Origin of the sequence: Rhizobacter sp., assembly GCF_035702065.1 — a bacterium.
In the GTDB taxonomy this organism is placed as follows: Bacteria; Pseudomonadota; Gammaproteobacteria; order Burkholderiales; family Burkholderiaceae_C; genus Rhizobacter.
Map to the genome: position 1 here is coordinate 1 of NZ_DASSRA010000164.1, position 11335 is coordinate 11335.

The window sequence follows — 11335 nt, forward strand, 5'->3', positions numbered from 1 at the left end:
GGCGTGCTTCGGGCTCTTGACGGCGGGAACCTCGTTGAGCACCGAACCCACGACGGAAACCCCGGAGTACATCAAGCCCTGGACCATGTCGGTGAAGGCCGAGACGCGGGTCTGCGTGCTGCGTGCGACGGCAAGCGCGGCGCCGGTACGCATGGCAATCAGCGCGGCGTCTTCACCGACGGACAGCGCCGGGGTGTCGATGATCACCATGTCGAACATCGAGCGGGCCCGCGCCAGGAACTCATCGAAGTTGTTGCGGCTCAGCAACTCCAGCGGGTTCGGGGGCACGGGGCCGGCAGACAGCACGTACAGGCTGGTCAAGTCGGTGATGCGGATGATGGCTTCATCGCGCGCGCGACCCGCCAGCAGCGTCGACAAGCCCGTGGTGTTCTTGAGCTTGAACAGTTCGTGCTGGCTGGGCGTGCGCAGGTTGGCGTCGATCAGCAGCGTGCGCTCGCCGAGCTGCGAAAACACCACAGCCAGGTTGGCGGCCAGATAGCTGCGGCCTTCACCGCGTTCAGCCCCGACCACCGTCAGAACCTGCCGCTGTTCGGCCTTGTCATACCAGCGCAGCATGAGCTGGCTGCGGATGGCCCGCAACTGCTCCACCGGCGGGCTGAAAGGCTGGTAGGCCGCGACGACTTCTTCGCTGATCGGCCGCTTGTCGCCGCTGACCCGCAGGTAGCGGTAGGAGTACTGGCGCGACAGCGCGTACTGCACATCCGCCTCGGTGAGCAGGCCCAACTGGACCGCGGCTTCGCCGAAGCGCAGGTTCTGCTCCTTCTGCAGGCGCAGGATGTGCTCGGCGTCTTCGGGCTTCAGCTGGCCGCTGTCCAGAAGAATCGCACCGATCGACCGGTTCGCCGGTGGCGTTTCGGTGATGGTGGAAACATTCATCTTCATGACGCGGGCTTCTCCTGCATGGGTAGCGTGAGCTGCCCGTGTACGGGCCGGCCGGGCAGAAGCTGCCGGAAGACGGGCTGCTTGGAACCCGCAGGCCGCAGGACGCCCAGCACAGGCACGCCGGCAGCCACCAGGAGGTCTTCAGGGCCACGGATGCGGCGATCGAGAAACTCCAGGCCCACCGCCAGCGCAAGCCCCAGGATCAGGCCGACCACGACCGAAGCGCCGACGTTCTTGCGCACATTCGGGCGCGAGGGCTCCAGCGGTTCGATGGCCGGTGTCAGCAAACGCACCTCTGCCTGCGTGTTGCGGCTTTCCAGGTTGAGCTGGCCCACCCGCGCGCTGACGGTCTCGAACGCACGCTTCGCCGTCTCGACATCGCGCTGCAGGATGATGATCTGGTCGCGCTCGGAACTCAGCGCCAGGAGACGTCGCTTCTGCTCTTCAACCAGGGCACGCAGTTCCTCGACCTTTTGCGAACTGCTGCGGCTCACCACCGAGGTGCCGCCGGAGACGCGCTTCATCTCGCTCGCAAGCTGCTGCTTGAGCTGCGCGATCTGAGCTTCGAGCTGAATGCGTTGAGGGTGGTTCACACCGACCACGATGCTGATCTCGCTCAGCTTGGTTTCCGCGGCGGCGAGCTGCATCTTGATGTTCTGCACGGCACCGCTTTGCTGCACTTCGGGCGACAGCTCGGTGCCGGTATTGCGCAAGCGCGACGATGCGTCCACGCGCTCTATCTGCGCCGCGGCCAACTGGGAGCTGAGCACGTTCAGGCGTGCGGTCTCCTGGTCGAGCCGGTCCTCGGACACGATGATGCCCTTGTCTTGCTGGAACTTCGACAGCCGTGCCTGGGCCTGCTCCAGGTTCGCACGCAGCGTCTTGGTCTGCTCGTCGAGCCACTCCGCCGACTGCCGCGCGGGCTCGACGCGCAGTTCGACCGAGGTCTCCATGTAGGCCTGCGCGAAAGCGTTCGCCGCCGCCGCTGCGAAGGCGGCATCAGCCGAGATGAACGTCAGCGTGATGAGGTTGCTGCCGCGCGATGGCTCGATCACCAGCCCTCGCTGCATCAGCCCGGCGAAGAACCGCTCCAGCGGAATCTTGCCCTGTGTCGCGTCGCGCCACTGCTGCACCGCGGCCGGCGACTTGGCCAAGCCAAGGATGCGCACCACGCGCGCAGCCACGCGATCGCTCTTGATGATCTCGATCTGGGTCGACATGTAGGCCGGCCCCAGCAGGCTGGGGGCCAAGGCGCCGAGAACCGGATCAGGCCGGATCTCCAGCACCATCGACGCGTCTGCCGAGTACTGCTTCGGCACGAAGAACAGCGTGATGATCGTCCCCAGCAGGCTGCAAATCAGCAGCGCCGCCACGACGTACCACTTGCGAGCCAGAACGATGCGCAGGAGCTGAGTGAGCGACATGGTGCTGACCTCAGAAGACCGATTCGCGAACGTAGATCACGTCTTCGCGCTCGATGGGGTCGCTCAGCTTGAGTTGCAGCACGTTGAGGTTGCCGCTAGCGTCGCGGCGATGCACCCGCATGCCGCGCTCGGTGCCACGCTGGGTCAGGCCGCCGGCCTGGGCGAGCGCCTGCATCAGGGTCATGCCGCGCTCCAGGCGAATGGCTCCGGGCCGCTGCACTTCGCCATAGAGATAGACCACCGGAGCGCGGTCGACATAGATGATGTCGCCGTTGGCCACGGTGACGTCGAGATCCGTCCGCCCGGCTTGCATGACGGCCGGCAGGTCGATGTCGTACTTGACCGGCTTGCCATTGCGTGTGCCCGACAAGGACACCACATCCCCGCCGCCCGGGAGCACGCCTCCAGCTGCGGCGATCATCTCCGACACCTTGCTGTTCGCGGTTTCGATCGGGTAGCGCCCAGGGCGATTCACCTGGCCCAGGATGGAAACCTGGCTGCTGCGGACCTGCACCAGCTGCACGCTGACCTGCGGCTTGAGAACGAAGCCCCCGTCGCGCAGCATCTTGGCGATCCGATCCTGCGCGCCTGTGAGCGTCAGCCCGCCCAGTTGCACCGCGCCGATCAGCGGAAAGGAGATCTGGCCCTGTTCCGACAAGCGCGTCTCCAGCGTCAGGTCGGGGTTCTGGTACACGGTCACCCGGATCCCATCGCCCGCACCGAGCAGATGCTCGGCAGGTGCCTGCGCCCAGGCCACTGGGCAAAGCGCCAGTGCGAGCAGCAACCCATGAATGATCTTGCGCATGCTCGACATCTTCGACATCGCGGCGACGGCCCACAGCATCACGTTCAACCTCGCCTCGCTCATTTGAGACCCTTCAACGCGTTCTCGACCATCGCGCCGGTAGGCGCCGGCCCGTTCAGCGGGATCGAAGGGGCATCCATCGGCGCCACTTCGGTGGCACTCGGGGCACCGCTACCGGCGAACTCACCCACGTATTCGATCTTGGCTGCCGCACGCAAGGTCGAGAGGTCTTCCTTGATGGCCTTGGTGCGGCGTTCATTGAAGAGAAACTGCTCGATGGCCGGACGGGCCTTCTCTTCATCCACGGGCATGCTGCGCGAGCTGACAACAACCCACACACGGGCACCGCCCGGGATCGGATGGAAGCTCGACTCGCCATCCTTCATGCGTGCGAAGGTGGCCAAGCGATCCAGTGGCAGCTGCTCCGCGGCAGCCGTTCCCTGCCGGCTCACGACCTTGAAGCCTTGCGCCCGCAGGGTCTCGACGAATGCAGCCGAGTCCTTGGCATCTTGCAGACTCTTCTTGATGGCATCGAGCTGCTCGGGCTTGGCCTCGATGCTCAGCTCTTCGAGGTTGTAGATGCGCCGCTCCTGGAACAGGGCGGGGTTGGCGTTGTAGTACTTCTTGACGTCTTCTGCCGTGGGCCGGGCCACGTTGGCGCCGATGCGCTCCACATAGGCGCGCGCAACGATCTCGCGCTTGGCGGCTTCGACCTGGCGCACGACACGGGGGTCGCGGTCGATCTTCTGGTTCTGCGCCTCCTGCACCGCCAGCTCTTGGTCGATCAGGCGGGCGAGCACCTGGCGACTGGCCGATGCAGCCTGTTCGGGCGACAGGGCACGCTGCTCAAGCGCCAGGTTGATCTGGTGAACGGTGATCTCCTGGCTATTGACCCGCGCAGCCGCCTGGGTGGGGGCCTTGCCTTTCTTGTCGCACCCGGTGAGTGCCAGGACACCCGCGATCACCAACGAGACTGCGACGAAAGTGCGGCCGCGCGCTTGGGTGAAAGGAACGGTCGAATGGAAAACTGCGGTCATTCAGGTATCTCTTCCATCGCTTCAAGGTACTGGCGGCCAACTCGGCGTCTGCCGACCCCGCTCAAGCGCTGGATGACGCGCGCCGGGTGCATTGAATACCCGGCCACGGGCCGACCTTCAAGCGATTAAGTGTACTGGTGAAGGATGGCGCGCAGGGCTCCCCCGACTAAGGGGCGAGCGAGGCAAAACAGCGCTCAAACGTGAACAATTTTTGACCTGGGTGCTTGGATCCCGACGTGTGTTTCGGTTCCGTGACCTTCAGCACTTGATGCCCACATGCAGCGCGGTGACACCTGCGCTCAGGTTGTGCACGTCCACGTGCCCGAAGCCCGCAGTTTTCATCATGGCCTTGAGTTCCTGCTGGCCGGGGTGCATGCGGATGGATTCGGCCAGGTAACGGTAGCTGTCGGCATCGCCCGCCACCAGCTTGCCGATGCGCGGCAGCACATTGAACGAGTACCAGTCGTAGGCCTTCTCCAGCGGCGCGGCGACCTTGGAGAACTCCAGGACCAGCAGGCGACCCCCGGGACGCAGCACACGGCACATCTCGGCCAGCGCGCGGTCCTTGTGCGTCATATTGCGAAGGCCGAAGGCGACGCTGACCAAGTCGAAGGTGCCGGTGGCGAAGGGCAGCGCCTCGGCGTCGCAGATCGAGGTGGGCAAGGCCAGGCCATCGTCGATCAGGCGATCACGCCCCTGCCGCAGCATGGCTTCGTTGATGTCGGTGTGGACCACGGTGCCGCGCGGGCCGGCCTTCTTGGCGAAGGCGCGCGCGAGATCGCCCGTGCCGCCCGCGATGTCGAGCACCTTGTCGCCCTCCTTCACCGCGGCCACCGCCACGGTGTAGGCCTTCCAGGCGCGGTGCAGGCCCATCGACATGAGGTCGTTCATCACGTCGTAACGCGAGGCCACGGAGTCAAACACACCGCGCACGCGGCGGGCCTTGTCGGTTTCGTCGACGGTCTGGAAACCGAAGTGGGTGTTGCTCATGTCATGCCCCTCAATGTCAATGGTGGTGGCCGCAGCCGGCGGTTGGCTTGCCGGGCATGGGCTGGTCCCGGCTGGCGCCGGCGGCCTGCAGGCGCGCTTCGTACTGGCGCCACAGCTCAGCCTCCTGCGAACCCAGGTGGTAGAGGTAATCCCACGAGAAGATGCCGGTGTCGTGGCCGTCGGAGAAGGTGGGCTGCACGGCGTAGTTGCCCACGGCCTCAAGCGCGACCACCTCGACGTGGCGCTTGCCCGTTTGCAGCACCTCCTGCCCGGGGCCGTGGCCCTTGACCTCGGCCGAAGGCGAGTACACGCGCATCAGCTCGAACGGAATGCGGAACTGCTTGCCATCGGAAAACGCCACTTCGAGCACGCGTGACTGCTGGTGCACGGTGATGGCTGTGGGCAAGGGGGTCTGGGGGCTGAGTCCGGTCATGGCAATCGAGGCGCGCGAGCCGGTCAGTGTAGCCAACCGTCTGGCACGAAAATAGCGAGCACACCATTCCAACAAGGGGGAGAGAGACCATGACCACCGCGCCAGATTTCAGCGCCCTTCGCGCGGCCATGCGCCGTCATGTCGACCACCATCTGCTCGCAGGCATGTCGTATGCGGTGCTGTCCGGGCGTGAGGTGCTCGACCTGCATTGCATCGGGCTGGCCGACCGGGAAGCCGGCAGCCCGCTGCGTCAAGACACCCTCTTCCGCGCGTTTTCCAACACCAAGCTTGTCACCACTTGCGCGGCCCTGCTGCTGTGGGAAGAAGGGCGCTTCGACCTGGACGAGCCCATCGAGCGCTTCATCCCTGAACTGGCGAACCGCCAGGTGTTGCGCCCGGGTGCGACGCGGCTCGACGACACCGAGCCGGCCCGCGGCCCGATCACCATCCGACACTTGCTCAGCCACAGCTCGGGCCTGAGCTATGGCCTGCTGGATCCGGGCACGCTGCTGTTCAACGCCTACACCGAACGGCAGGTGCTCTCGCCGCGACTGTCGCTGGCCCAGATGATGGACGCCCTGGCCGGCCTGCCGCTCGCGAGCCAGCCGGGCACACGCTGGGAATACTCCGTGGCCACCGACGTGCTGGCCCGCCTGGTCGAGCTGCTGAGTGGGCAGCGCTTCGATGCCTTCCTGCAATCGCGCATCCTCAGCCCGCTGGAGATGGTCGACACCCATTTCGTCGTGCCGGCGGCCAAGCTGCCCCGGCTGGCCGCCATGTACGCCGGTGTCGACCCGGCCAGGCCGCTGGAGCCCGGGTTGACGCGCGCCGACTGCTGGCCTTACCCGGGCGCCTTCACCGCGCCGGTGCCCAGCCTGTCCGGCGGCGCCGGCCTGGCCACCACGCTGCCCGACATGCTGGCGCTGGTCCGCAGCCTGATGCCGGGGGGCCAGACGCTGCTCAAGCCCGAGACCCTGGCGCTGATGATGCGCAACCACCTGCCCGAAGGCGCGACGATCCGCTTCCCCAACGTCGGGCCGGTTCCCGGCAAGGTGTTCGGGCTGGGTGGCGCCCTCACGGTCACGCCCGGCCGCTTCGACCCACCTGGTTCGGTGGGCGAGTTCGAATGGGGCGGCATCGGCGGCACGCACTGGTGGATCAACCCGCGCCACAACATCGCGGGCATCGCGATGGCGCAGCGCCAGTTCGGCTTCTGGCACCCCTACTCGTTCGAGTTCAAGCGCCTGGCCTATGCGGCGCTCGGCCACTGAACGGCGTCAGGCCGCGTCGAGCGCGGCGGCCACCGCCGCATCTAGATCGCCCAGCGCACAGGGAAGCCGGCTGACCGCCGACGGTTGCACCTCGCGCTGACGCGCACCCCAGACCGGCTGCGGGAAGTGGCTGTCCCACGCGAACCGCGCGATGACGTGCCAATGCAAGTGCGGCACCATGTTGCCGAAGGCCGCGAGGTTGATCTTGGTCGGCTGCAGGCGCTCGATCAGTGCCCGCTCGACCGTGCTCACGAGCTGCATGCAGTGCTGGCGCTGCGGCTCCGGAAGGTCGGAGAACTCGGCCACGTGCTCGCGCTGCACCACGCGGTAGAAGGCCGGGAAGTCGGCATCGATGGCGCGGATCACCCGCCAGCCCTCGCGTGCCCACACCAGGTGGCCGCCGGGCTGCTGGCACAGCTCGCAGTTCGGCACGGGTTGGGCAGGCGGCAGGAAGGTCGGCGACGTCATGCGGCGGATTATCGCGGCGCCCCTCGATAAGATGCGACACCCTCGCCTCACCCCACACCGCCATGACCACAACACCCGCTCTCTCGCGCCGCCTGTTCGGGCTGGCGCTTGCCTCCACCCTGATCGCCCCGGCTCTCGCGCAGACCCAGGCCTGGCCCAACAAGCCGGTGCGCTGGGTGGTGGCCTACCCCGCGGGCGGCGGCTCCGACTTCCTCGCGCGCCAGCTCGCGCCGCAGCTCGGCAAGCAGCTCGGCCAGACGCTGGTGATCGACAACCGCCCCGGCGCGGGCGGCATCATCGGCACCGACAACGCCGCCAAGTCGGCGCCCGATGGCTACACCATCGTTACCGGCGACAACGGCGCCATGGTGTTCCACAGCGCCATGTACAAGAAGCTGCCCTACGACCCCAAGGACCTGGTGCCGGTGGGCTTCATGGCGAGCTTCCCGCTGATCCTTGCCGTCAACCCGAATGCCGGCTTCAACAGCGCCAAGCAGCTGCTCGACGAGGTGAAAAAGAACCCGGGCAAGTTCAGCTATGCCTCGGCCGGCGTCGGCAGCCCGCACCACCTCGCAATGGAGTTGCTGAAGGACCGCACCAAGAGCTACATCGTGCACGTGCCCTACCGGGGTACGGCGATGGCGGTGCAGGACGTGATCTCCGGCCAGGTGCCGATGATGGTGCTCGACACCGCCGCCGGCCTGCCTCAGATCCGCGGCGGCAAGGTCAAGCCGCTGGCGGTGATGAGCAAGAAGCGCATCCCTTCGCTGCCCGACGTGCCGACGCTGGACGAGATCGGCATCAAGGGCTTCGAAGTGACCGCTTGGCAAGGCCTCTTCGTACCCAAGGGCACGCCGGCCGACATCGTGACGCGCTTGAGCAGCGAGATGAACAAGGCCATCACGGTGCCGGAGGTTAAAGCGCGGCTGGAAGACTTCGGCCTCGAAGTGACACCGTCTGACGGCCCCGCATTCGCGAACTTCCTGCAGAAGGAAACCGCCTTCTGGCATGCGCTCATCAAGGAGCGCAACCTCTCCGCCGACTGAGCGAGCACAGCGAAGCTCCCTCAAGCAACACCCGTGGATCCGGCTCTGCCGGTCCACTGGGTGGCACCCCTCGGGGGCAGGAGCGCAGCGCGCTGGGGGGCCTAAACCAGCACCCGCTCGATGCCGCCCTCGTTGGCCTTCTCGACGTACTCGGGCATCCAATCGGGCCCGAGGATCTGGTTGGCCATCTCGATCACGATGTAGTCGGCTTCGAGCAAGCCGTTGTTGAGATCGTTGCCGTAGCGTGTGAGGCCTTGCAGGCAGCTCGGGCACGAGGTGAGGATCTTCACGTCGCCCTTTTCAGCCACGGCACCGGTGGCGCGCAGCTTGGCTTCATCCTTGCGCAGTTCTTCTTCCTTGCGGAAGCGCACCTGCGTGGCAATGTCGGGCCTCGTCACGCCCAGCGTACCGCTCTCGCCGCAGCAGCGCTCGCTCTTGAGCACGTTGTCGCCCAGCAGCGCCTTCACGGTCTTCATCGAGTCCTGCAGCTTCATCGGGCTGTGACAGGGCTCGTGGTACAGGTAGCCACCGGCGCCACCAAGCGTGATGCCCTTCTCGAGCAGGTACTCGTGGATGTCGATGATGCGGCTGCCCGGAAAGATCTTGTCGAACTGGTAGCCCTGCAGCTGGTCGTAGCAAGTGCCGCAACTCACCACCACGGTCTTGATGTCCAGGTAGTTCAGCGTGTTGGCCACGCGGTGGAACAGCACGCGGTTGTCGGTGATGATCTTCTCGGCCTTGTCGTACTGGCCCGAGCCGCGCTGCGGGTAGCCGCAGCAGAGATACCCCGGCGGCAGCACCGTCTGCACGCCCGCATGCCACAGCATGGCCTGCGTGGCGAGGCCCACCTGCGAGAACAGCTTCTCCGACCCGCAGCCCGGGAAATAGAACACCGCCTCGGTCTCGGCCGATGTGCTCTTGGGGTTGCGGATGATGGGGACGTAGTTCTTGTCTTCGATGTCCAGTAGCGCACGCGAGGTCTTCTTCGGCAGCCCGCCCGGCAGCTTCTTGTTGATGAAGTGGATCACCTGCTCCTTGATCGGAGCCGTGCCCACCGTCGACTTGGGCGCCGCCGTCTGCTTCTTGGCCAGGCCGCGCAGCACGTTGTTGGCCACGCGCTGCGCCTTGAAGCCAACGTCGACCATGGCCATGCGCAAGAGCTTGATGGTTTCGGGGTTGGTGGCATTGAGCATCATCATCGCCATCTTGTTGCCCGGGCGGAAGCTCTTCTTGCCCATCTTGCGCAAGAGGTTGCGCATGTTCATCGAGACGTCGCCGAAGTCGATGTTCACCGGGCAGGGCGTCACGCACTTGTGGCACACGGTGCAGTGGTCGGCCACGTCCTCGAACTCGGCCCAGTGCTTGATGCTCACGCCGCGGCGCGTCTGCTCCTCGTAAAGGAACGCCTCGACCAGCAGCGATGTGGCGAGGATCTTGTTGCGCGGGCTGTACAGCAGGTTGGCGCGCGGCACGTGCGTCGCGCACACCGGCTTGCACTTGCCGCAGCGCAGACAGTCCTTCATCGAGTTGGCGATGTCGCCGATGTCACTCTGCTGCATGATCAGCGACTCGTGCCCCATCAGGCCGAAGCTCGGCGTGTAGGCATTGGTGAGGTCGGCCTTCAGCGCCGAGTCCTTGAGCAGCTTGCCCTTGTTGAAGCGGCCCTCGGGGTCGACGCGCTGCTTGTAGTCTGTGAAGGCAGCGATCTCTTCGTCGGTCAGGAACTCGAGCTTGGTGATGCCGATGCCGTGCTCGCCCGAGATGACGCCGTCCAGCGAGCGCGCCAGGGCCATGATGCGGCCCACCGCCTCGTGGGCCGTCTGCAACATCTCGTAGTTGTCGCTGTTGACGGGGATGTTGGTGTGCACGTTGCCGTCGCCGGCGTGCATGTGCAGGGCCACCCACACGCGGCCGCGCAGCACCTCCTTGTGGATGCGCTGGCATTCGTCGACGATGGGCTTGAGCGCCGAGCCGTTGAAGATGTTCTGCAGCGGCGCGCGGATCTGCGTCTTCCACGATGCACGCAGGCTGTGATCCTGCAGGTCGGCGAAGTAGCTGCGGCCGCTCTGCGGGTTGGCCGCATCCAGGTTGGTGAGCCAAAGTTGCCAGAGCGCACGCACCTCGCGCAGCAGGGTCAGCGCCTGCTGCACGCGGTCTTCGAGCAGCTCGGCGGTGGGCACGTCGCCCGCGTCGTCGGTCTTGCCGAGCGGCAGGTTGCCGCGTTCGAAGAAGGCCTCCAGCGCATCCACCAGGGCCAGCTTGTTGCGCAGCGAGAGCTCGATGTTGATGCGTTCGATGCCGTTGGTGTACTCGCCCATGCGCGGCAGCGGGATCACCACGTCTTCGTTCACCTTGAAGGCGTTGGTGTGCTTGCTGATGGCCGCCGTGCGCTTGCGGTCGAGCCAGAACTTCTTGCGCGCGTCGGCGCTCACCGCGACGAAGCCTTCACCGGCACGGCTGTTGGCAATGCGCACCACCTCACTGGTGGCGCGGGCCACCACGTCGGCGTCGTCACCGGCGATGTCACCCACCAGCACCATCTTGGGCAGGACAGCGCGCTTGCTCTTGGTGGCATAGCCCACGGCCTTGAGGTATCGGTCGTCCAGGTGCTCCAGGCCAGCCAGGATGGCGCCGCCGGCTTTGGCCTCGGCGAACATGAAGTCCTTGATCTCGACGATGGACGGCACCGCGTCGTGCGCGTTGCCGAAGAACTCCAGGCACACCGTGCGCGTGTGCGCCGGCATCTTGTGCACCACCCAGCGTGCGCTGGTGATGAGGCCGTCGCAGCCTTCCTTCTGGATGCCAGGCAGGCCGGCCAGGAACTTGTCGGTGACGTCCTTGCCCAGGCCTTCCTTGCGGAACACGCGGCCGGGGATCTCGAGCTTCTCGGTGCGCTCCAGCGTCTTGCCCGAGGCGTCGAAGTACTTCAGCTCGAAGGTGGCCACGTCGACGTCATGG

General features: G+C 66.0%; 10 protein-coding genes. 2 read left to right on the forward strand and 8 right to left on the reverse strand.

Features of this window, described 5'->3' with window-relative positions; genetic code table 11:
- The 6 genes from epsG to VFL64_RS07760 form a co-directional block, all read right to left on the reverse strand.
- Positions 1–903, reverse strand: a 903-nt coding sequence (epsG, locus tag VFL64_RS07735; RefSeq protein WP_489539796.1) for a chain length determinant protein tyrosine kinase EpsG, incomplete at its 3' end; no start/stop codon positions are given.
- Entirely contained in the window at positions 900–2327 is a 1428-nt protein-coding gene (gene epsF / locus VFL64_RS07740; RefSeq protein WP_489539797.1) for a chain length determinant protein EpsF, read from the reverse strand. The genes epsG and epsF, both read right to left, overlap by 4 nt.
- Positions 2328–2337: 10 nt before the next feature.
- Positions 2338–3195 (reverse strand): polysaccharide export protein EpsE, encoded by an 858-nt coding sequence (gene epsE / locus VFL64_RS07745; RefSeq protein ID WP_489539798.1) that lies wholly within the window; start codon positions 3193–3195, stop codon positions 2338–2340.
- Positions 3192–4169, reverse strand: coding sequence for an EpsD family peptidyl-prolyl cis-trans isomerase (locus VFL64_RS07750; protein ID WP_489539799.1), 978 nt, complete (start codon positions 4167–4169; stop codon positions 3192–3194). Before VFL64_RS07750 ends, epsE begins: the two co-directional genes overlap by 4 nt.
- 258 nt (positions 4170–4427) lie before the next feature.
- Positions 4428–5159 carry a bifunctional demethylmenaquinone methyltransferase/2-methoxy-6-polyprenyl-1,4-benzoquinol methylase UbiE gene (gene ubiE, locus VFL64_RS07755; RefSeq protein ID WP_489539800.1) on the reverse strand — a complete coding sequence of 244 codons (732 nt, stop codon included), beginning with the start codon at positions 5157–5159 and terminating at the stop codon, positions 4428–4430.
- A 16-nt stretch (positions 5160–5175) separates the two neighbouring features.
- Positions 5176–5592: a gamma-butyrobetaine hydroxylase family protein gene (locus VFL64_RS07760; protein ID WP_489539801.1), complete on the reverse strand. Its 417-nt coding sequence runs from the start codon at positions 5590–5592 to the stop codon at positions 5176–5178.
- Between the two features lie 89 nt (positions 5593–5681).
- Here VFL64_RS07760 and VFL64_RS07765 point away from each other — a divergent pair, with 89 nt between their 5' ends.
- Complete coding sequence (locus VFL64_RS07765) at positions 5682–6863, forward strand: serine hydrolase domain-containing protein (protein WP_489539802.1); 1182 nt, start codon at positions 5682–5684, stop codon at positions 6861–6863.
- A gap of 6 nt (positions 6864–6869) precedes the next feature.
- Here the strand turns inward: VFL64_RS07765 and VFL64_RS07770 are convergent, their stop codons facing one another.
- Positions 6870–7331, reverse strand: a complete 462-nt coding sequence (locus tag VFL64_RS07770; RefSeq protein WP_489539803.1) for an HIT family protein — start codon at positions 7329–7331, stop codon at positions 6870–6872.
- Positions 7332–7393: 62 nt separating this feature from the next.
- Here VFL64_RS07770 and VFL64_RS07775 point away from each other — a divergent pair, with 62 nt between their 5' ends.
- Positions 7394–8377: a Bug family tripartite tricarboxylate transporter substrate binding protein gene (locus VFL64_RS07775; protein ID WP_489539804.1), complete on the forward strand. Its 984-nt coding sequence runs from the start codon at positions 7394–7396 to the stop codon at positions 8375–8377.
- Between the two features lie 101 nt (positions 8378–8478).
- On the opposite strand, the gene VFL64_RS07780 is transcribed toward VFL64_RS07775, so the two are convergent.
- Positions 8479–11335, reverse strand: a 2857-nt coding sequence (locus VFL64_RS07780) for a DUF3400 domain-containing protein (protein WP_489539805.1), incomplete at its 5' end; no start/stop codon positions are given.